Source organism: Exiguobacterium sp. UBA7533, assembly GCF_002479335.1.
Taxonomy (GTDB): Bacteria; Bacillota; Bacilli; order Exiguobacteriales; family Exiguobacteriaceae; genus Exiguobacterium_A.
Window position 1 is genome coordinate 84980 of sequence record NZ_DLMP01000002.1, and the last position, 20202, is coordinate 105181.

A 20202-nucleotide genomic window follows, 5' to 3' on the forward strand; every position below is an offset into this window, starting at 1 on the left:
GGCAGTGGATGCGTCCACTGCCTTTTATCATATAACTAATCCGCTTACGCAGAACGTTTTTGATTTTCCCAACGTGGTGAATTCAATAGTTCAATCCATTTCTTGACGGCTGAGATCGTAATGACGATCGCGAGCAGTCCCATCGTTACGGATAAGACGGTATTCAAGACGCTAAATCCTGGAGAATCTGGATTTGCATAAACGTTTGCGACCATCCAGATATCAGCAAATGTTACTGTGATCAGGAGGTAGACGAGCGGGATGAACGTCGTCAGGGCATAGACTTTTTTATCGGCGATTTTCAAGATGATCGTCGTTCCGATGATCAAGCCGATTGAAGCCATCAGCTGATTTGATACCCCGAATAATGCCCAAATCGAACCGATGTCACCTGAGAACAGGAGATAGCCCCAGAAGAACGTACCGAGTGCTGAAGCAAAGATTGCACCTGGAATCCAGTCGACGCGTTTGAGTGGTTTATAGAATTCACCGAAGAAATCTTGAATCAAGTAACGGGCGACACGTGTTCCTGCGTCGATTGCAGTTAAAATGAAGACCGCTTCGAACAGAATGACGAATTGGAAGAAGAAACCGGCAATTTCTTTGAACCATGGGATGGCGCGGAAGATGAACGTCATACCGACGGCGAGTGAAACGGCACCACCCGTTCGACCTGCAAGGTCGAGTCCGATTTCACGAGATAAATCATCCAAGTAGACCGTGCTCATACCTAGAGTTGCGAATACTTCTGGTGTTGAGTTGATGGCAAAGTAATCACCGACTTCAAGAGATGTCGCAGCAATCAATGCCATGACGGCAACAAGACATTCAACAAGCATGGCACCAAAAGCAACCGGTTTGATGTCACTCCACCGATTGATCATCTTCGGTGTCGTACCAGAACCAACGAAAGCGTGGAAACCAGAGATTGCACCACAGGCAATCGTGATCGAGATGAATGGCCAGACTGGACCAGCGATGATTGGACCACCGCCATCAACGAACTTCGTGAATGCTGGGAATCGAATGTCCGGGTTGATGATGAAGACACCAACGATTAAGGCAAGGAAAACACCGATCTTCATGAAACTTGATAGATAGTCGCGTGGTGCGAGCAAGAGCCATACAGGCAGTGCCGCAGCGAAGAATGCATAAATCGGTAGAGCGATTGCGAGCTGACGAGAGGACAGGTCGAACCAGTCACCGATGAATGTTTCCGTCAACTGAGGACCAAAACCAATCGCAGCTAAGATGAGTAGAAAACCGACTGTTGAAGCAAGGGCTAGGTTACCACCTTTACGTAAGTAAATCCCAACGAGCATCGCGATCGGAATCGTCGAGAAGACAGCGAATGTGCCCCATGGATTATGTTCAAGCGCATGCAAGACGACCATCGATAGTCCCGCCATCGTAATCGTGATGATGAAGAGCATCGCAAGACCGGCACAAAAACCAGCGACGGGACCTAATTCTTTTTTAGCGACTTCGGACAACGATTGACCATCTTGACGCATCGAGGCAAACAGGACGACCATATCATGGACCGCTCCCCCGATGACGGCACCGATCAAGAGCCACAGTAAGCCGGGTAGGTAGCCGAACTGAGCAGCAAGGACAGGTCCGACGAGTGGACCAGCAGCAGCGATTGCCGCAAAATGGTGTCCGAATGAGACCCATTTGTTCGTTGGAACGTAATCTTTTCCGTCCGCTAGTTTATGAGCAGGCGTTTCGCGATCATCTTTGATTTTTAAGACTTTCGCAGCCATGAATGTACCGTAGAGACGATACGCGATTAATAAGATACAGATGACAGCAATGACGATGGGAGTAGCGCTCATCTAAAATTCCTCCTCTTGAATGAACTATGATGGATTTAGTATACAAGTTGTGGAAGCGCTTTCTTTGATTTTTAGATGAGTTGTCGATTTTGTACGACGAAAGGTTGAAAAAGGACCTTGAATCACAAAAAAGAAGCGCTCAAATACCGAGCGCTTCTTTCAATAGTTTGACATACGTCCGACTGACCGGCACATCGATTTGGTGAATCTTTAAGTTGTAAGCCCCGTTAAACCAAGGTTCGATCGCGTCAATCGCTGATAAGTTCACGAGATACGAGCGATGAACCCGTAAAAACCGATGATCTTGAAGCTTTCGTTCAAGTTCGAGTAAGGTCTCGTTTGAAGGATACGCTTCATGTTCCGTTACGATTTTCGTTTTCCCATTTTCAGCGACGATGTAATCAATATCTTGCGGAGATAAGAGTTTGAGTCGATCTCCCGTTTCGACAGCTAAACGTTCAAGTCGAGGTGCTTTTTTGGGAAGCGGTCGTGCGACTTTTTCGATGGCGCGCACGATCCGTGCCGGATCATACGGTTTCAAGATGTAGTCATAGGCATTGAGTTCAAAGGCTTCAAGTGCATGAGCATCATATGCCGTTACAAACAAAAGAGCCGGAGGACGTGGCATCGACTTCAATCGTTTGGCGACTTCAAGACCGCTTCCGTCCGTCAGCTCGATATCGAGAAAGACTAAGTCGGGTTGAAGGGAGCGGACGAGTCGTTCCGCTTCTTCGACACTACCGGTTTCTCCGACGACTTCAAGACCGGCTGCGGTCACGTGATAACGGAGCTCGTCACGTGCGAGCGGTTCATCTTCAATCAACAAGGTGCGCATGCTGGTTCTCCTTTCTGACTTCAATGGGAAGGCGAATTGTAATCGTCGTTCCGTTTTGACCGTCACTCGTGATCGTAAACTGTCCTTTTTCACCGTACAGGCTTCGAATCCGTTCTGCCGTATTGAATAACGCGGTACCGGTACCAGAAGATGGAACGACTTCTCGACCGAGACGAGCAAGGCGAGAGGCTTCAATCCCGCGTCCGTTATCGACGACTTCGAGGTAAAGTTGATCTGCCTCACACCATGCCGTCACCCCGACATATCCCGTCTGCTCATTTAAAAAAGCATGAAGGAACGCATTCTCGATCAACGGTTGTAAGATAAACGGTGGAACGAGTAAAGACGTCGTCTCTTCCGCTAAATCGATATCGAGGAACGGTCGATTTGGAAAACGAGCAGCTTCAAGGGATGTATACGCTTCGATATGCTCGAGTTCCTTTTGGAGCGGAATTTTCGTCGAGCGTGCTCCTTGGAGGTTACTACGGAAAAACGTTGATAATTCGAGCAACAATGTCCGTGCCTGTTCGACATCCGTTCGGCACAGTGCATAAATCGTATTGATGGCATTGAACAGGAAGTGTGGATGAATTTGTGCTTCGAGTGCCCGGATCTCGGCATCCTTCAGTAAATCAGCTTGGCGCTGTGCGTTCCCGAGTGCCAGTTGTGTAGAAAACAGTTTTGCTAATCCTTCAATGAGTTCGACTTCCACGGCGTCGAGCAGTTCGGCATGTGGATAGTAGACTTTTAACGTCCCAATCGTCGTTTCCCCGACGATGAGCGGAGCGATGATGCCCGCTTGAAGTGGGCAATCCGTTACGGGACAGCCGATATCGAGTCGTTCCGTCACAAGACGAACTTGTCCATCCTGTAAAACATGTTCGGTTGGTTTTGTCGTCCAGTGACTACCTGCTTGATGGTGATCACTTCCGATACCGAGGTGAGCAAGGATAACGTATTGATCCGTCAAGGAGACGGCTTCGGCTCGTGTTTGTTGCAACAGAATTTCCGCGACAGCTTCTGCCGTATGGATATGTAGACCACGCGTCAGGTGCGGAAGCGTCAAATCGGCGATATGCAACGACCGTTCTGCTTCTCGTGCACGGACGGTTTCTTCTTCTCGCGCAGCAAGACGGATGATCGATAAAAATAACCAGACGCCAAGGACGTTGATGAGTGTCATCGGCAAGAAGATAAACTGGACGAGTTCAACAGCCGCGTCAAAGGGACGAGAAAATAGTAAAATCAATGACATTTCAAATAGCATCAAAAAAGCGGTCAGACAAACAGGTAACAAGGCTTGGCTGCCGAGTCGGTCACGCCAGTAAGGGCGAAGTAATCCACTGACACCACCGGCAATGACGGTCGAAAGCGTACAAGCAAATGCTGTGAACCCGCCGAGGGAATACCGATGAATCCCGACGATCAGTCCAGTCATCAATCCACCAAGCGGACCAGCGAGTAACCCACTGATGACAACGATCATCGTTCGTGTATTCGCGATTGCCGATGTTCCGTCGACCTCTTCGAGCCAAGCATGGGGCAAGAATTCTGCTAAGTCGACTTTGACCCCTGTATAGTTACTTAAGATCCCATACGTCGCAAAAAACAGGACAAGGACACGGAATTGCCAACCTGCTTCCGGTTGACGCAACAAGCGTCGCGTTGGTCCCCACTGGGCGAGGATGAACGCTAAGATGATCATGATACCAAGTCGCTCGAGTAAAAAAGGAATCAGTTCCAACATATGTATTCCTCCATTCGAGTTAAGTGTAAACGCTCGCAAAACGAAGGGCAATGCCGATAAACAAAAAAGCCGTACTCCCTCTAGTGGAGAGGAAGTACAGCGAGCTTGCTTATTGTGCGTCTTTATCGAACGTGATGCGTGCGATTGCATCATGTTGGTGAATCGTTTCTTCGTTGCGACATTCGACGTAGAACGAAGCAATTGGATCCATTTCGTATAGGTCAGCAGCAATCAAGCGCACCATGTCTTCTACGAAACGTGGATTTTCGTATGCCATCTCTGTCACGCGTTTTTCATCCGGACGTTTGAGTACCGGGTGAAGTGGGGCAGAAGCATTTGATTCAGCCGCATCAAGCAATGATTGTTTCCAGTCAAAGTCTTCTGCTTCATCACGTAACGAAGCTTCCATCGTGACGTAGCCACGTTGGTTGTGGGCACTGTACTCGCTGATTTCTTTCGAACATGGGCAAAGTGTCGTGACATTGATCGTCAAGCCGACAGATAATGTCGCTTCATTCGTTTCCGTGTTGACGCTGACCGTTTGCCATACTTCGGCATTCATCAACCCACTAAGTCCCGTTGCAGGTGCTTTACGTGTAAAGAACCATGGGTAACGGATCGTCAATTGACCTTCTGTTTGTTCCATACGGTCCGCTAAATCACGCGCGAATTGAATGAGTGATTCATTCGTAACTGTCCAACCTTCGTTGTGGTATTGATCAAGTTGTTCCGTTAAGCGACTCATGTTGATCCCTTTACGGTCTTGTACGAGTGACGTCGACAACTCGAACGTTGCGACTGTCGCTTGTGTTTTGTCCCCGTCTTGGATGACGACAGGATGTTTAACGTTTGAGATTCCAACAGCGTCAAGTGCGAACAGGAAGTTCTTCGGTGTATTTTGCAAGTCGACCATTTTATCTTTTTCAGTCGGTTTTGTTCCTTTGATTGGTGGTACCGAACCGAACAGCTTATGGCGCTCTTCTTTCGTTGGTAACGTAATCGGGTAGGTAGACATATTTATGAGCCCCTTTGTCCTTTTGTAGTGTTTCAATAGTAATAACATGACAGGAATGCTAGAGACGAGCAAGTCTGATGATTCCGCAAATGTGTTTCATCGTTTCATTACTAGAAGTGTTGTCTTGAATTTTATCACGAACGTTCGATAAACGAAACTCGCACGACTTAAAATCGACACATTCCATAGCCGGAGGAATAACATGCTTGCAATCGGGTATATTATCCTATAGTATATGTTCAGGTGAACGTGTAATTATTGTTTTTGTCATAGTCATACAATGTATTTTTGATTTTACAGATAGTCAGAGAAAGGGATGACAGAGATGGATTGGCAGTTATTACTTCAATATGCCTGGGTCGTACTCGTCTTGATCGCGCTTGAAGGATTACTTTCGGCAGATAATGCACTCGTACTCGCGGTCATGGTTAAGCACTTACCAGGAGAACAACAAAAGAAAGCACTTTTTTATGGATTAGCTGGAGCATTCGTTTTACGGTTCGCGGCACTGTTCGCGATTTCATTCCTCGTCGATATTTGGCAAATCCAAGCACTTGGAGCAGCGTACTTGCTCATCATGGGATTACGGCATATTTATAAGACCGCTAAGGCAAGGAAACTCGGTGAGAATCATGGCGCCGAAAATGAACTCGATGCAGAGCCGAAGTCGGAAGAGCCAGTTTCAAAAGGTGAATTCTGGCGGACAGTCGCGAAGATTGAATTCGCTGACTTAGCATTTGCTGTCGATTCGATTCTTGCTGCAGTTGCTTTAGCAGTCGCACTTCCGAACTGGGGATCGGGCGAAATCGGTGGTTTGAACACTGGTCACTTCATCGTCATCTTAACGGGTGGTTTAATGGGTGTTGTCCTCATGCGTTTCGCGGCCCGTGTCTTCGTGAAATTACTTGCAGAACGTCCAGGTCTTGAAACAGCAGCCTTTGCAATCGTTGCCTGGGTCGGTGTGAAGCTAGCTGTTCTTGCGCTCGAACATCCGAAATACCATGCATCAATCGAAGGAACAGTCTTCGAAGCCTTAAAACTTCCGGAAGGATTTGCTCACAGTACACCGTGGCAGGCATTCTTCTGGACGGTCATGGTCGGTCTTGCCCTTTGGGGTTGGTTCTCTTCACCAAAAACGAAAGCAAATCCAGATGCTGAAAAGAAAGTTGATCAAAACTTATAAGAAATGGAACGATCCGTCGATGACGGGTCGTTTTTTGGTGTTAGGTTTTCTTAAACAATGGGAATAAAACACAAGGTTAAGTACTTCAGTCGAGCTTTCATCTTTTTCTTTCCGATCGACCGGCATATAATGAATAGACTGAACAAAAAAGGGGATTCGTTAGTATGGATATTGGATTAATTACACAGTATGCGACCGTCGGGCTCGTACTGATTATTTTGCAAGGGTTATTATCTGCCGACAATGCGATGGTCATGGCTGTCCTAGTCCGACCGTTACCAGACGATCAGCGCAAAAAAGCACTTTTCTATGGTCTCGTCGGGGCACTCGTCTTACGTTTCGTCGCAATCTTCTTTGCCTCGTACCTAGCGACGATTTGGGAGCTTCAGGCACTCGGAGCGATATACCTCTTTTACGTGGCGTTTAAAGGAATCGTTGAGGCACGATCGAATAAACACCAAGTACCGGACTCGATTGCTTCACAAAAAGCCTCACCGAATTTTTGGTGGACGGTTGTTAAAGTCGAATTCTCTGATTTAGCGTTCGCTGTCGACTCGACACTTGCCGCTGTCGCCATGGCAACGACACTACCGATGATCGGAGGAACGATTGGTGGTCTGAATACAGGTCAATTCTGGGTCGTCTTCTTCAGTGGGATCATTGGTCTCGTCATTATGCGTTACTTTGCGAGTTGGTTCGTTGTCTTGCTCCAAAAGCGACCAGGTATCGAAGAAGCAGCGTTTTGGCTTGTCGCTTGGGTTGGCGTAAAACTCGTCGTCATGACACTTGCGCATCCGTCAATCGACGTCTTGCCGCATGAGTTTCCAGAGAGTACACTATGGCAAACGATCTTCTGGGTCGTACTTGCCCTGATTTTAATCATTGGTTGGTTCCGTAGCGGAAGTAGTTCAACCAAATCAGCAAAATAATACAATGGCGGGCAGGGTACTCTCTGTCCGTCTTTCGTTAGGAGAGATTTTATGCAAAACGGTAATTTCATTCGGATGCTGACGCGGATGCAAAACGTTCCACGGTGGGATGAATATGCACCACGTTTTCCGGATAACGCAGCCAGTCATAGCTTTCGTGTTGCCTTATTCAGTTTGATGGCAAGCTATTTAGAAGAAGCAGACGGACAAACACCAGTCGACCGCCTGACATTGCTCGGAAAAGCCCTATTCCATGACATGAACGAGGTCATCACCGGACCAATCAAACACCGGACGAAAAAAGAGCCGACGCTACATGCACACATTCAGGCAATGGAACAACAGGCGAGTGAACAGCTCGTCGCTTTACTCTCGAAGTCGCTTCAACCAGCCTTTACGACGTATCTTGTTCATGCAGAGGATGATTCACCGGAAGGACGAATCGTTGAAGCCATCGATACGTTTGATGCGATGTTATATGCACGCCGGGAAGCACGGATGACAGAGTCCGTCTTTTTCGAACAAAAAGCAGCGGAATTACAGGCTGTTCTGGAACGACACCCACTCGCTTCAATCCGTCGCTTGACACAGTCGGTCATGGAAGAGGACGAGATGTCTCATTTTATCGAAAACGTCTTGATGATGGATACGATTCGGCGCTGGAAAGGACGTTTTAATACGATTGATGATAACGACGCGACACATGCGTTTCGAGCAGCTTCGCTTGGTATCTTCAATGGATTGATTGAATCAGAAAAATACGGCGTCACGATCGACATTGAAGAAGTCGTCTCCCGTCTCTTGTGTCATGATCTCGTTGAAGGAACGACGGGAGATGTTCTTGGACCTGTTAAACATGCGACGCCGGTCACGGCAGCAGCCTTCGAAGCTTATGAACGGGCAGAAGGAGAGACGTTGATCAACAATTTACCAGAAGACATCCGAGCACCGTTCCGTCGATTCGTCGTTGAAGCAAAAGACGAGACGTACGAAGGGCAAATGGTCGATGTGATCGATAAACTCGATGCGTTGATCAAAATGAACATGGAACGAAAGTTAAATGGTGTCGAGTATGAGACCGGTTATCGGGCCCAACTCAAAAAGGTACAGATGACATATGAAAATCCATCGGTCGTCTTTTTCCTCGCTTATGTCTTGCATGATTTGGATTACGTGACGTCATGACAAAGACAACGATGACACCAGGCCGCTTAACGTTGATCTTGATCCTCGGTTCACTCGCTGCACTCGGACCGCTCTCGATCGACATGTATCTACCTGCTTTTCCGGATATGTCACGCTCGTTTGATGCGAGTGCGTCACTGATCCAATTGAGTTTGACGGCTTGTATGCTCGGAATGGCGCTCGGACAATTGATCGTTGGTCCGCTCAGTGATGTTCGTGGACGTAAGCGTCCGTTAATGATTGCTTTACTTGCGTATCTGCTCGCTTCTCTTGCGTGTGCGATGGCACCGACGATTGAAGTGTTGATTGCGCTGCGCTTCATCCAAGGGGCAGCCGGAGCGTCAGGAATTGTCATTTCCCGGGCAATCGTTCGTGATCTATTCGAAGGACCGGAATTAACGCGGTTCTTTGCTGCCTTGTCCCTCGTCAACGGAACGGCACCGATTCTCGCACCCGTCATCGGGGGACAGTTGCTTCGGTTCGGTGACTGGCATTTTGTCTTTTACTTGCTGGCGATTTTAAGTACGTTGATGTTGCTCGCTGTTGCACTGCGTTTGCCGGAAACACTTCCACTCGAAAGACGCGTTGAAGGGAATTTGACGACGACGTTGAAGACATTCGGACGTTTGTTGACGGACCGTGTCTTCATCGGCTATGCGTTCGCGCAAGCATTCGTCATGGGCGCGATGTTTGCCTACATCTCCGGTTCACCGTTCGTCTTACAGAATATTTATGGCGCTTCGCCGCAACAGTTCAGTTTTTTGTTCGGCTTAAACGGAATCGGAATCATTTTAGCGGCTCAAATCGCTGGACGTCTTGCTGGTCGAGTTGATTCAGAACGTCTGATGCGAATCAGCTTGACGGTTGTTGCGAGTGCAAGTATCTTTTTGTTCCTCGCTTTAACGTTAACGGACCAATTGATTTTCGTCATGATTCCACTTTTCTTCGTCGTCTCAAGCGTTGGTTTGATCTCAACGCTCGGTTTTACCTTAGCGATGCAAAACTACGGAGCAACGGCTGGAAGTGCCTCGGCACTTCTTGGTTTACTCCCGATGCTCGTCGGTTCGCTCGTGTCACCACTCGTCGGCATCATGGGGGAGCAATCGGCCGTTCCGATGGGGCTGATTATCATGACGCTTGATTGTTTGGCACTCGTCCTTTATTACGGACTAATCGTCCGACGTCCCGACCGCTCATAAATACTCCTTAGTCAAAAACGTTTGTTCCATTTAGGTGACAAGCGTTTTTTCTTTTGTGAAAGGAAAAGAAATGGGATTCATTTTGAAACATTTTCTAGATGGTTTGCGTAGAAGAGGGAGAAAGCCAGTACTTCAGAAAGGAGTGGAGCGATGAAACAGGAGTTGCCGCGTGAACGAGAACCGTCGATTGAGGCAAGATTAGCACGTCATTTTGCCGCGCAAAAAAAATACTTACGTCGTCAAGAAGAGGCGATTGATCAGCGAGACAAAGAGTTGGCTCGTTTATTGTATGAAGAAAACCGGACTGCGTATCAGCGGGCTTATCACGAACTGTATGGTTCACATCCTTACATCGAGGTGAACGAAAATGGACGTTAGTACACTTTATTTATATGCGTTAGCGGCCGCTGCTTGTGGTGTGTTTGTGTCCATCCTATTCTCAGACGTCATTCCGGGTGTCGATCAAATTTTCCATCCTACGTTGATCTTATCTTTCGTCATCATCACGTCAGCGATCGGCTTCGGACTCGAACAACTGAGTCCGCTTGGTTCAATTTTGATTTTGATCATCAGCAGTGTCATCGCGTTGTTGGTGACGACGCTGATGCATATTTTTTTGTTCGTTCCGATGGCACAAGCCGAACAGTCGCTTGGATTTTCGGAACAGATGCTAGAAGGGCGTAGCGCAACCGTCATCGTGCCGATTCCGACTGAAGGATATGGTGAAATTTTACTTGATGACGTCTCAGGACGTGTATCGAAGTCAGCCGTCCTGTTTGAAGGTCCTGCCTTACCACAAGGAACAAAGGTACTTGTTATCGAGATTAAACAAGGCGTCGCGTCTGTCGTGACGTACCCCCAACAATGGAAAAAGGAGATGTTTACATGAATCCAGTATTAATCGTATCGATCGTTGCAGTCGCATTGATCGTTGCATTGATTGTCCTATTCATCACGAAGTACCGAACGGTTGGTCCGGAAGAAGCATTAATCGTATCCGGTAGTTATCTTGGAGGACGCAACGTTAATACCGATGAGTCCGGCAACCGGGTGAAGATTATTCGCGGCGGCGGAACATTCGTGTTACCTGTCTTCCAACAAGCAACACCACTTAGCTTGTTATCGAGTAAACTCGAAGTCACGACACCAGAAGTGTACACGGAGCAGGGTGTACCGGTCATGGCTGATGGAACAGCGATCATCAAGATTGGCAGTTCGATTTCTGAGATTGCAACAGCAGCAGAGCAATTCCTCGGAAAATCAAAAGAAGAGCGTGAAGGGGAAGCGCGTGAAGTTCTTGAAGGGCATTTGCGTTCGATCCTCGGTTCGATGACAGTCGAAGAAATTTATAAGAACCGCGATAAGTTCTCGCAAGAAGTCCAGCGGGTCGCATCACAAGATCTGGCGAAGATGGGGCTCGTCATCGTTTCGTTTACGATCAAAGACGTCCGAGATAAAAATGGATACTTAGAATCACTCGGGAAACCACGGATTGCACAGGTGCGCCGGGATGCGGACATCGCAACGGCAGACGCTGAAAAAGAGACACGCATCAAACGGGCGGAAGCTTCAAAAGATGCGAAAAAAGCAGAACTCGAACGTGCAACGGAAATCGCTGAAGCGGAAAAAGAAAATCAGTTGAAGATGGCAGACTACCGCCGCGAACAAGATATCGCGAAGGCGAAAGCCGACCAAGCATATGATCTTGAGAACGCACGTGCACAACAAGAAGTCACCGAGCAACAGATGCAAATCAAAATCATCGAGCGTCAAAAACAAATCGAGCTCGAAGAACGTGAAATCCTCCGTCGTGAGAAACAATACGATGCGGAAGTCAAAAAACGTGCCGATGCCGATCGTTACTCGATTGAGCAAGCTGCCCAAGCGGACCGTGCGAAGCAATATGCGGAAGCAGATGCAACGAAATACCGGATTGAAGCATCGGCAAAAGCGGATGCAGAACGAATTCGTCTGGATGGTCTTGCGAAAGCGGACGCTGAGCGAGCACAAGGGGAAACAGAAGCAGACATCATTCGTTTGAAAGGTCTTGCCGAAGCGGAAGCGAAAGAAAAAATCGCGCAGGCGTTCGAACAATTCGGACAAGCAGCAATCCTTGACATGGTCATTCGGATGATGCCAGAGTACGCGAAAGAGATTGCAGCACCACTCGGTAACATCGATAAGATCACGGTCGTCGATACAGGTAGTGGTGAAGGTGGCGGTGCGAACCGTGTCACAGGGTACGCAACGGATTTGATGGCGTCACTGCAAGAGACGTTAAAAGCGTCGTCAGGATTAGATGTCAAAGAGTTGATCGAGAACTTCTCTGGTAAAGGAACAGCAAAGCCGTTAACGGTCAACTTGAATTCTCATGATGCGGTAGCAGCGTCGAAAACAGAAGACTGATATCATTACTATGTACTAGTAGAAGGAGTTTCTGAAAGGATATCTCATCATGGATGGTTTAGCGTTACTGCAAGAGCGTTGGATATTGTTGCTCCCGTTCGCTGTCGTCTTCTTGATCAACGTCGGGTTATTGACAGCCCTTCTAAAGAAGCGAAATGATTTACCGAAGATGCTGGTCTTCGGAATGGGTGGGATGGCGATCGTGTTCATCGTCTCCTCGCTCGGCTTAAGCGTAGCACTGCTATTCTTCGGCTATAATTCCTAAAAAAACGGGACAGACTCGATTAAGAGTCTGTCCCGTTTTAAATGAAGTAAGAATGAATACTGTTAACGTGGAAGGTCGTAACCAATGACGACGAGTCCCGGTCCAGTATGTGAACCGATGGCTGCGCCGGCGATCGTCAAGATGACTTCGCTTGGTGAGAATTGTGCTTCAATCAATTGTTTTAACTGTTCTGCCCGTTCGATCGAATCCCCGTGACCAATCATGATTCGGTGTCCGTCAATCGCAGGACGTGCTTCTTCCATCCACTCGACGATCCGGTTCATGACCTTTTTCTGACCTCGGATTTTTTCTTTCGGAATCAGCTTCCCATCTTCGACGGTCAACAGTGGCAAGATCGATAGGAGACCACCAATGAAGGCGCTAGCTCGCGAAACGCGTCCACCGCGCATCAAATATTCGAGTGATTCGACTGTAAACAGATGACGAATCGTATTCACCTTGGCTTCAGCGTAAACCACTGTTTCTTCAAACGAATGCGTTTGTGCATACTCTGCAACGTCGAGAACGAATAGTCCTTGTCCCGTTGAAGCGGTTTTCGTATCGAGCACGAGATAGGGGACGTTCGGATATTTTTCGGCGAGTTCATCTGCGAGCATCTTCGCGGTTTGGTATGTTCCAGATAACTCACTTGAAAAAGCGAGATAGAGGAAGGGATCACCTTGTTCGAAGTGACGCGTGAACACCTCGACCATCCGGCTGACTTCTACTTGGAATGTCTTTGGTGCTGCGCCATCGCGCATCTTATCATACAGTTGTTTTGGAGATATCGATTCTCCGTCGAAGAACGTGTCTTCGTCGATCAATACGCCGAACGGCATGATCGTAAAATCATAAGCATCTAACATGTCTTTTGGTGCATCAGCACCACTGTCTGTGATCAATCGGATCATCACGTTCTCTCCTTTCTTAACCTAGGGCTTTTTCATTTCGATCAAGCATTCGACTCAAGTTGACACCGAACCGCTCGTTCTCGAGTTCCGTCAAAGTCGCTGGTGTTAAATCAGCGCCGAGCGCAAGTAATGCCTCATAGGCACGACGTAAACATTCCTCAATCGTCAATGAGGTACCGAGTAATTCTTCAAGCGAAGCCATCGTTTCCGGGACAATGGTTGGATAGACGAATTTCGTCGCCTCGCCTTGAAGCGCTGCCGCGTAAAAGTCGCGGACTAAAGCGGCGCGCTGACTCCCGCTTCCGTTAACACAGAGGTAGATTTGGACGGCAACGCCACCGCGGACACGGCGCTGCGAGATACCGGCGAACTTTTTACCGGCGATCGACAGGTCGTAAGAACCGGGACAATACGATCCAACGACTTCACCGGCGACGATCGCGTCTGTTTCTTGCGCGAACATGCCACGGACGAGCGCAAGCATCGCTTCGTAACCACTGTCGATATCGATCCCACCGCGTTCCGGTAAGACTAGCGAAATATTCAAGACACCAGCGTCAAGGACGACGGCAAGACCGCCTGAGTTACGGACGACGGGCGAGAAACCATGTTCGTGCAAAACAGCTACGCCGTCTGCGAGGTGAGGAAGGCGGGCATCCTGGATGCCGAGGACGACAGTTTCGTGGTGAATCCAAGAGCGGAGTGCAGCTCCTTCTGTTGCAACGGAAGCGCATAATGTGTCGTCCATCGCAAACGATTGTGTCGCATGAAAAGCAGTTCCGAGTGACGTTTGATCAAAAATACGATAATGTTCTTGTTTTAAGAGTTCGATTCCCATAGGCTCGTTCCTTTATTGTAGATTTGCGACATCATTATAGCACAGGGTGTATAAAGTTTCTGTGCGAAGCGCCGCAGGAGACAGGAATCCTTGGAGACAAAACCGAACAACAACGACATAGACACGATTTAAAGGAGAGAAACATATGTATCAATCATTAGGTCAATTAAAGGAAACGAAGGTCTTCAAAGATCCTGTTCATCGGTATATCTATGTCAGTGATCAGTTGATTTGGCAATTGATCGGTACACGTGAGTTTCAACGACTACGTCGAATCAAACAACTGGGAACATCCTTTTTGACGTTTCATGGGGCGGAACACACGCGATTCCATCATTCACTCGGCGTCTATGAGATCACGCGCCAACTGATCGACGTCTTCAATGGTCGCGCCGATTGGGATGATCAGTACCGAGAGTTGACGCTGGCTGCGGCACTCTTACACGATGTCGGTCATGGTCCGTTTTCGCACGCTTTCGAGAATGTTTTTGGTGTCAATCATGAAACATGGACAGAGCGAATCATCCTCGGGGATACGGAAATCAAGAAAGTTCTCGACCAAGTGGGAGAGGGATTCGCGGAAGAAGTGGCGTCGATCATCAATAAAACGCACCCGAATCAACTGCTCGTCACGATGATCAGCTCTCAACTCGACGTTGATCGAATGGATTATTTATTACGCGATGCGCACTTTGCTGGCGTCAGCTACGGAAAATTTGATCTTGAGCGGATGCTTCGGGTATTGCGTCCGGCGCCGAATCAAATGGTCGTCAAGCAGTCCGGGATGCATTCGATTGAAGACTACATCATGCGTCGGTATCAGATGTATTGGCAAGTCTACCTGCATCCGGTGACACGATCGAGTGATTACCTATTAAAAGCCATTCTCGAACGAGCACAGGAGCTGTACCTTTCCGGTTATCCGTTTGCGATTGCACCGATTCATTTAATGCCGCTGTTTGATCAGAAGATGGAGTTGCGTGATTTCCTTGGACTCGATGAGACGATCGTCTACTTCTATTTTCAGCAGTGGGCGAACGAACAGGATCCTATCCTTTCTGATCTATCAGAAAGATTCGTTGACCGAAAGTTGTTCAAGTATGTTGATTACCCTGCTGAAAAACGTGAACTCGTCCATGAGAAATTATGCGAGCTGTTTGACGCGATTGGCTTGAATCCGACGTATTATCTGCTAGAAGATAAACTCAGTCGTCTTCCTTACGATTTATATGGAGATAATGGTGAAATCAGCAAACAACCGATCATGCTACAGATGAAGGGTGGGCAGATGAAAGAGATTTCGCAAGTTTCACCGCTCGTTCAAGCCATCGCGACGTCACGCCAAACGGATGAGAAGCTGTTCTTCCCGCAAGAAATTTTGCACGACTTGCGCGAACATGCGAATGAGAAGATGCAAATCGACCAGTTATTGATTGGTAATGTGACATCATGATATCGTCCGTTGTCCTTACGAAAATCTTGCAACAGCTTGGACAGGAGGGAGGAGAGGTCGAAGTCTTAAAAGGCGCGACATCCTCCCTTGTTTTTCGGGTCGGTGAGGGAATTCTTCGCGTCCATACGAATCAGGATTGGCTACATGAGGAGCCTGATCTTGTCTTGCACGAGGTGTTTGCGTTACGAGCAGCAGGTGACTTAGCACCAGATGTGTTGGACTATCAAACAGATGTTAGGGACGAAATACCGCCTTGGTTATATATGACGCGTTCACCGGGAGAGATCCGGCTTGATCAGGTGGATGAGCAATATGTCGAACGACTAGCACAGATGCTTGTGGCAATCCATACACTGCCCGTACCAGAATCTCTTTATGTCTATCAGCCGTATGCGTCGGAACGTTACGTTCCGACGTGGACGCAGCATCCGGAGAGATGGCGTCAGCTACTGGCGGTCGAACCGATCGAAAGTCAAACAATCCGATTTATTCATCGGGATTTCCATCCGGTCAATGTGTTATACGAAATGGATGGAACGTGTCATACGATTGATTGGATTAATGCGTGTTTAGGTCCCATTGAAGTCGACCTTGCGCATTGTCGTTTGAATCTTGCCTTGCTCGAATCCGTCGAGATGGCGGATCATTTTTTAAAAAGTTACCTTAAACAGACGAACCGTTTGTACGATCACGCGTGGGATATTCGAGCTGTTTTTGATTTTGGACCTGAAACAATTGACGTCTATTCGGGGTGGAAAGCATATGGAAGGCAAAACCTCAGTCAGGACAATGTTCGGGAACGCTTGGAAAAGTTTGTCTTGAAAGTCTATGAAAATAACGAAAGCGGTTACTAAATGAACTTTTTCTCTTGTAGTTCTTCGAAATATTGATTATTCTATTACTTGGAAAGAGATTAAACGTCAGACATCGTACGAATGTACAACTGATAAACAACTAATAGATAGAGGGGTACTTCATGAAATATCTTATCGCACTACTCGGACTGGCTATCGTTTTCGGCTTGGCACTCCTTGTCAGCAGCAATCGTAAAGGCATCAAATTGAAACCGCTTGCGGTCATGCTAGTTCTTCAGCTCGTACTTGGGTTCATTTTACTCAATACATCGTTCGGATATATCGTCATTCGTGGCGTCGCGAAAGTCTTTGAAAAACTGCTGAGTTATGCGGCAATCGGGATTGATTTCGTCTTTGGTGGACTAGCGAACGAAGGTGCACAACCGTTCTTCATTAACGTCTTGCTACCAATCGTTTTCATCTCTGCCTTGATCGGAATTTTGCAATTCACAAAGATTTTACCGATCTTGATGCGCGGAATTGGTTTCGTCTTGTCGAAAATCAACGGGATGGGGCGTCTCGAGTCTTACAACGCGGTTGCTTCAGCTGCGATCGGACAATCAGAAGTATTCATCACAGTAAAAAAACAAATTGGTCAATTACCAGCAAACCGTCTTTACACATTGTGTGCATCAGCAATGTCGACGGTTTCGATGTCAATCGTCGGTGCGTACATGACGATGGTAGAACCAAAATATGTCGTTACAGCAATCGTCTTGAACTTGTTCGGTGGTTTCATGATCGTCTCAATCATCAACCCATACACGGTTGACCCGGAAGAAGATATTCTTGAAATCGTCGAAGAGAAGCAAACGTTCTTCGAAATGCTCGGCGAATACATCATGGATGGATTCAAAGTCGCAATCATCGTTGGTGCGATGTTGATCGGTTACAATGCTTTGATCGGAATGGTCAACGATATCTTCCTGATGGTTCTCGGTATCTCGTTCCAAGAAATTCTCGGATACATCTTTGCACCATTCGCATTCATCATGGGTGTTCCATGGGCGGAAGCCGTCAGTGCCGGTAGTGTCATGGCAACGAAATTGATCACGAATGAATTTGTCGCGATGTTAAGCCTTCCTGAGTACACGAAAGAGTTCTCGGAACGTACACTCGGAATCGTTTCTGTCTTCTTGATCTCGTTCGCGAACTTCTCGTCGATCGGAATCATCGCTGGTGCGGTTAAAGGATTGAATGATCGCCAAGGAAGCGTTGCAGCTAGTTTTGGTTTGAAATTACTGTATGGTGCAACTCTCGTCAGCGTCTTGACGTCAATCGTCGTCAGCGTCTTGCTGTAATCGTTACACATGTAAAAGAGCAATGGATCAGCAGATCCATTGCTCTTTTTGTCTATTATTTCGTTTCACCGTGCGAAGCAATTCCGACACGGACGCGATGGTGGGTTCCGTCACGGTAGACTTCGTAAGCGAACTGCGCAACGTTCTCCCGGGGAACCGGTCCTGTCGATGCAGTGAAGCGTGTCGTCTCAATCAACAAGTCGTCAGCATCAAGTGCTTTATCTTCCGTCAATTGTGTTGGGCAGATGACGGTGAAGTCGACGTCTGCATCTTTTAAAGTTAAATAAGCTTTCAGGTGATCCTCTGCTGCGATTGTCGAGCGGCGACGGGATTCACTCGATTGGAAACGATACTTTCCAGGTTCTTCTGACGCATCGAGAATACCTGCTGTACCAATGAAGACGATCCGTTCGATGCCTGCTTCCTTCATCTTGGTGACGAGATGTGGAATTGCTGTCGAGAGAACCTGCTGTTGATCGGTACCGAGACAACTGAAGACAGCGGTACTTCCTGCGAGTGCTTGTTCAAGATCGTCCGGGTTTGTCGCGTCTCCCGTCAGGATATGAAGGCGATCGTGAACTGGTAAGTCCGATGACGCGGAACGCACGAGTGCTTGGACATCGTAGCCATCTTTTAATAAACGATCGATTAGAGGGCGACCCGTTCGACCGGTCGCACCAAGTACAGTAACAGTAGTCATAAGAATTCCTCCTTGGAGATCAAGTAGATGGGAAAAAGAGACGTGCGGTAACGACCGGACGTCTCTTATTGATTATTTATCTGCAAACATGACGCCAGCTTGACCATAATCTGTTTTTTCCATCTCTTCGATGAAGACCGTGATGTTTTCTTTTGGAGCATTTGTCGTTTCCGATACCGCTTCCGTGACTTTTTCAATCAAGGCGCGTTTTTGTTCGACTGTACGACCCGATAACATTTTAACCGTGACATATGGCATGACTTCATTTCCCCCTCTAGCATGATGACGATACGCCATCAGTATAGCGCATTCGATAGGGGATTCGTCAATTCGAACATCGTTTTCGAAAAAGAAGGGTATAAGGTAGGAGCTATTCTTGTCGGAAGCGAAGGTAGTCATACACATACGGCAGAAAAGGAGAGACATAATGGACGCGATCATACGAAAAAAAATTCATACGCTACTGATTTTTGATCGGACGTTACCAGAAGATACAGCTTATCCATTGTCTGGCCCTAAAGGACTCGAGGTTGCAGATATCGTCTTTAAACAGAACATCCCGTTCGGTCGACTCGTAACGGATAAAGAACTCGCTCAACTGCTGAATCAAAAAGAAGCGAAGCGATACGGGATGCTGACATTGCTTGAGGACGATGTACGTTTCAAACCGTTGTTTCAAAATCGAAAACCGACAGCCGACATGGAAGAAGAGGTTGAGGCAAAGGTGCGAGAACTGGCGCATCAGTTACGTGCGATTCGGTCGCAGTGTTCTTCGCTGGAACGTCTCTTTTTATTCGGTCGTGCAGCGCAAACCCTGTTTGATCGTGCTTTACTTCATCTCGAAGAGGTCAATCCCCCAGCCCACGAGGAGATTGCATCCATGACGTGTTATCGTCTCCCGACGATTCGCCGAGCGACAGAGGATCAATTACAGTTACTCCGTTACGAGTGACTGGTTGCAGACACCTCGGAATGCGGTATGATAGAAGCAACAGGAATAAAAGGGGACAAAACACGATGGAAAAAAAGATTAACTTCAATATCATTTCAGATAACTCTACAGACGGTCACGGAGGATTCGGTGTCGGAACACTCAGTTTAAATAGTATGTCACCAGTCATCATTTCTCCGGAAGACGGTGAAGCTTACATCGATATGGGTGCGATGCACGCAAAAGCAGCAATCGAGAAACGCGTCAAATTCACGACGGATAAAGCCGATACACCGAACGGTAAATTGTACTGGATCGTCTGGGTGACAGTCGGCCGTAAGCCAGAAGGCTTCTATTACGGTGGTGTCGCTGCGTGCGATCTGTTAGTCGATGCGGAAGCACGGCGCGGATTCAAGATTCTCGCTGATCACGTCAATAAGATGGATAAATCTCTCAAAGGACGGATCGTCGTCGATCACATGGATGAGCGTTCAAAGGAATTGTTACGTGATTTCTTACAGACTCATAAACCTGAGATGTGGGAAAATGCTGATGCTGCTTTACATGAAGCGTTGGTCTAAATAAAAGAACGTGTGCCGCGGCACACGTTCT

General features: G+C 47.6%; 21 protein-coding genes. 13 read left to right on the forward strand and 8 right to left on the reverse strand.

Translation table 11 applies throughout. The features are described from left to right. Positions 1 to 44: 44 nt before the first annotated feature. The 4 genes from B2U10_RS04555 to folE2 form a co-directional block, all read right to left on the reverse strand. Positions 45 to 1838: a carbon starvation CstA family protein gene (locus B2U10_RS04555; protein WP_035411402.1), complete on the reverse strand. Its 1794-nt coding sequence runs from the start codon at positions 1836 to 1838 to the stop codon at positions 45 to 47. 139 nt (positions 1839 to 1977) lie between these two features. Beyond that, positions 1978 to 2673 carry a LytR/AlgR family response regulator transcription factor gene (locus B2U10_RS04560; RefSeq protein WP_035411399.1) on the reverse strand — a complete coding sequence of 232 codons (696 nt, stop codon included), beginning with the start codon at positions 2671 to 2673 and terminating at the stop codon, positions 1978 to 1980. Beyond that, a complete protein-coding gene (locus B2U10_RS04565; RefSeq protein WP_290785934.1) occupies positions 2654 to 4420 on the reverse strand; it encodes a LytS/YhcK type 5TM receptor domain-containing protein in 1767 nt (588 codons plus the stop codon). The genes B2U10_RS04560 and B2U10_RS04565 overlap by 20 nt, the downstream gene beginning before the upstream one ends. 109 nt (positions 4421 to 4529) lie before the next feature. After that, a complete protein-coding gene (gene folE2 / locus B2U10_RS04570; RefSeq protein ID WP_035411393.1) occupies positions 4530 to 5435 on the reverse strand; it encodes a GTP cyclohydrolase FolE2 in 906 nt (301 codons plus the stop codon). Positions 5436 to 5760: 325 nt separating this feature from the next. On the opposite strand from folE2, the gene B2U10_RS04575 reads away from it, so the two are divergent. The 8 genes from B2U10_RS04575 to B2U10_RS04610 all read left to right on the forward strand — a co-directional run bounded on the left by B2U10_RS04575 (position 5761) and on the right by B2U10_RS04610 (position 12602). Then, positions 5761 to 6618, forward strand: coding sequence for a TerC family protein (locus B2U10_RS04575; RefSeq protein ID WP_035411391.1), 858 nt, complete (start codon positions 5761 to 5763; stop codon positions 6616 to 6618). A gap of 164 nt (positions 6619 to 6782) precedes the next feature. Beyond that, the gene (locus B2U10_RS04580; RefSeq protein WP_035411388.1) at positions 6783 to 7547 is read left to right on the forward strand and encodes a TerC family protein; all 765 of its coding nucleotides are present in this window, start codon (positions 6783 to 6785) and stop codon (positions 7545 to 7547) included. A gap of 51 nt (positions 7548 to 7598) precedes the next feature. After that, positions 7599 to 8732 carry a YfbR-like 5'-deoxynucleotidase gene (locus B2U10_RS04585; RefSeq protein WP_290748306.1) on the forward strand — a complete coding sequence of 378 codons (1134 nt, stop codon included), beginning with the start codon at positions 7599 to 7601 and terminating at the stop codon, positions 8730 to 8732. Further along, positions 8729 to 9931, forward strand: a complete 1203-nt coding sequence (locus tag B2U10_RS04590; RefSeq protein WP_035411382.1) for a multidrug effflux MFS transporter — start codon at positions 8729 to 8731, stop codon at positions 9929 to 9931. Before B2U10_RS04585 ends, B2U10_RS04590 begins: the two co-directional genes overlap by 4 nt. A gap of 150 nt (positions 9932 to 10081) precedes the next feature. Then, on the forward strand, positions 10082 to 10309 hold the full coding sequence (locus tag B2U10_RS04595; RefSeq protein ID WP_035411379.1) for a hypothetical protein: 228 nt from the start codon (positions 10082 to 10084) through the stop codon (positions 10307 to 10309). Continuing rightward, the gene (locus tag B2U10_RS04600; RefSeq protein ID WP_035411376.1) at positions 10299 to 10820 is read left to right on the forward strand and encodes a hypothetical protein; all 522 of its coding nucleotides are present in this window, start codon (positions 10299 to 10301) and stop codon (positions 10818 to 10820) included. Before B2U10_RS04595 ends, B2U10_RS04600 begins: the two co-directional genes overlap by 11 nt. After that, positions 10817 to 12337 carry a flotillin family protein gene (locus tag B2U10_RS04605; RefSeq protein ID WP_029343201.1) on the forward strand — a complete coding sequence of 507 codons (1521 nt, stop codon included), beginning with the start codon at positions 10817 to 10819 and terminating at the stop codon, positions 12335 to 12337. The genes B2U10_RS04600 and B2U10_RS04605 overlap by 4 nt, the downstream gene beginning before the upstream one ends. A 49-nt stretch (positions 12338 to 12386) precedes the next feature. Next, on the forward strand, positions 12387 to 12602 hold the full coding sequence (locus tag B2U10_RS04610; protein ID WP_290785937.1) for a hypothetical protein: 216 nt from the start codon (positions 12387 to 12389) through the stop codon (positions 12600 to 12602). Positions 12603 to 12664: 62 nt separating this feature from the next. Here the strand turns inward: B2U10_RS04610 and B2U10_RS04615 are convergent, their stop codons facing one another. Together B2U10_RS04615 and B2U10_RS04620 are read right to left on the reverse strand one after the other, a co-directional pair. Further along, on the reverse strand, positions 12665 to 13513 hold the full coding sequence (locus B2U10_RS04615; protein WP_035411370.1) for a DegV family protein: 849 nt from the start codon (positions 13511 to 13513) through the stop codon (positions 12665 to 12667). Positions 13514 to 13529: 16 nt separating this feature from the next. Next, complete coding sequence (locus B2U10_RS04620; protein ID WP_290748296.1) at positions 13530 to 14351, reverse strand: lipoate--protein ligase family protein; 822 nt, start codon at positions 14349 to 14351, stop codon at positions 13530 to 13532. A 145-nt stretch (positions 14352 to 14496) separates the two neighbouring features. Between B2U10_RS04620 and B2U10_RS04625 the strand changes: the two genes are divergently transcribed. From B2U10_RS04625 to B2U10_RS04635, 3 genes are all read left to right on the forward strand, one after another. Further along, positions 14497 to 15804 carry an HD domain-containing protein gene (locus tag B2U10_RS04625; protein ID WP_035411364.1) on the forward strand — a complete coding sequence of 436 codons (1308 nt, stop codon included), beginning with the start codon at positions 14497 to 14499 and terminating at the stop codon, positions 15802 to 15804. Continuing rightward, positions 15801 to 16658, forward strand: a complete 858-nt coding sequence (locus B2U10_RS04630; protein WP_290773757.1) for a phosphotransferase family protein — start codon at positions 15801 to 15803, stop codon at positions 16656 to 16658. Before B2U10_RS04625 ends, B2U10_RS04630 begins: the two co-directional genes overlap by 4 nt. A 122-nt stretch (positions 16659 to 16780) precedes the next feature. Continuing rightward, a complete protein-coding gene (locus B2U10_RS04635) occupies positions 16781 to 17959 on the forward strand; it encodes a NupC/NupG family nucleoside CNT transporter (RefSeq protein ID WP_056064376.1) in 1179 nt (392 codons plus the stop codon). Between the two features lie 55 nt (positions 17960 to 18014). Here B2U10_RS04635 and B2U10_RS04640 read toward each other — a convergent pair whose 3' ends face one another. Together B2U10_RS04640 and B2U10_RS04645 are read right to left on the reverse strand one after the other, a co-directional pair. Continuing rightward, the gene (locus B2U10_RS04640) at positions 18015 to 18659 is read right to left on the reverse strand and encodes an NAD(P)-dependent oxidoreductase (RefSeq protein ID WP_290773759.1); all 645 of its coding nucleotides are present in this window, start codon (positions 18657 to 18659) and stop codon (positions 18015 to 18017) included. Between the two features lie 72 nt (positions 18660 to 18731). Then, entirely contained in the window at positions 18732 to 18917 is a 186-nt protein-coding gene (locus B2U10_RS04645) for a 2-hydroxymuconate tautomerase (protein WP_023466792.1), read from the reverse strand. A 169-nt stretch (positions 18918 to 19086) separates the two neighbouring features. Here B2U10_RS04645 and B2U10_RS04650 point away from each other — a divergent pair, with 169 nt between their 5' ends. Both B2U10_RS04650 and B2U10_RS04655 read left to right on the forward strand, forming a co-directional pair. Further along, entirely contained in the window at positions 19087 to 19611 is a 525-nt protein-coding gene (locus B2U10_RS04650; protein ID WP_290785940.1) for a hypothetical protein, read from the forward strand. Between the two features lie 65 nt (positions 19612 to 19676). Beyond that, positions 19677 to 20171, forward strand: a complete 495-nt coding sequence (locus B2U10_RS04655) for a YwhD family protein (protein ID WP_023466794.1) — start codon at positions 19677 to 19679, stop codon at positions 20169 to 20171. Positions 20172 to 20202: the final 31 nt, after the last annotated feature.

Coding starts and splice junctions, on each gene's coding strand:
- B2U10_RS04635 (WP_056064376.1), top strand. CDS start 16,781: ATGAAATATCTTATCGCACTACTCGGACTGGCTATCGTTTTCGGCTTG.
- B2U10_RS04565 (WP_290785934.1), bottom strand. CDS start 4,420: ATGTTGGAACTGATTCCTTTTTTACTCGAGCGACTTGGTATCATGATC.
- B2U10_RS04560 (WP_035411399.1), bottom strand. CDS start 2,673: ATGCGCACCTTGTTGATTGAAGATGAACCGCTCGCACGTGACGAGCTC.
- B2U10_RS04625 (WP_035411364.1), top strand. CDS start 14,497: ATGTATCAATCATTAGGTCAATTAAAGGAAACGAAGGTCTTCAAAGAT.
- B2U10_RS04615 (WP_035411370.1), bottom strand. CDS start 13,513: ATGATCCGATTGATCACAGACAGTGGTGCTGATGCACCAAAAGACATG.
- B2U10_RS04575 (WP_035411391.1), top strand. CDS start 5,761: ATGGATTGGCAGTTATTACTTCAATATGCCTGGGTCGTACTCGTCTTG.
- B2U10_RS04620 (WP_290748296.1), bottom strand. CDS start 14,351: ATGGGAATCGAACTCTTAAAACAAGAACATTATCGTATTTTTGATCAA.
- B2U10_RS04600 (WP_035411376.1), top strand. CDS start 10,299: ATGGACGTTAGTACACTTTATTTATATGCGTTAGCGGCCGCTGCTTGT.
- B2U10_RS04585 (WP_290748306.1), top strand. CDS start 7,599: ATGCAAAACGGTAATTTCATTCGGATGCTGACGCGGATGCAAAACGTT.
- B2U10_RS04555 (WP_035411402.1), bottom strand. CDS start 1,838: ATGAGCGCTACTCCCATCGTCATTGCTGTCATCTGTATCTTATTAATC.
- B2U10_RS04655 (WP_023466794.1), top strand. CDS start 19,677: ATGGAAAAAAAGATTAACTTCAATATCATTTCAGATAACTCTACAGAC.
- B2U10_RS04645 (WP_023466792.1), bottom strand. CDS start 18,917: ATGCCATATGTCACGGTTAAAATGTTATCGGGTCGTACAGTCGAACAA.
- B2U10_RS04610 (WP_290785937.1), top strand. CDS start 12,387: ATGGATGGTTTAGCGTTACTGCAAGAGCGTTGGATATTGTTGCTCCCG.
- B2U10_RS04605 (WP_029343201.1), top strand. CDS start 10,817: ATGAATCCAGTATTAATCGTATCGATCGTTGCAGTCGCATTGATCGTT.
- B2U10_RS04590 (WP_035411382.1), top strand. CDS start 8,729: ATGACAAAGACAACGATGACACCAGGCCGCTTAACGTTGATCTTGATC.
- folE2 (WP_035411393.1), bottom strand. CDS start 5,435: ATGTCTACCTACCCGATTACGTTACCAACGAAAGAAGAGCGCCATAAG.
- B2U10_RS04595 (WP_035411379.1), top strand. CDS start 10,082: ATGAAACAGGAGTTGCCGCGTGAACGAGAACCGTCGATTGAGGCAAGA.
- B2U10_RS04630 (WP_290773757.1), top strand. CDS start 15,801: ATGATATCGTCCGTTGTCCTTACGAAAATCTTGCAACAGCTTGGACAG.
- B2U10_RS04650 (WP_290785940.1), top strand. CDS start 19,087: ATGGACGCGATCATACGAAAAAAAATTCATACGCTACTGATTTTTGAT.
- B2U10_RS04640 (WP_290773759.1), bottom strand. CDS start 18,659: ATGACTACTGTTACTGTACTTGGTGCGACCGGTCGAACGGGTCGCCCT.
- B2U10_RS04580 (WP_035411388.1), top strand. CDS start 6,783: ATGGATATTGGATTAATTACACAGTATGCGACCGTCGGGCTCGTACTG.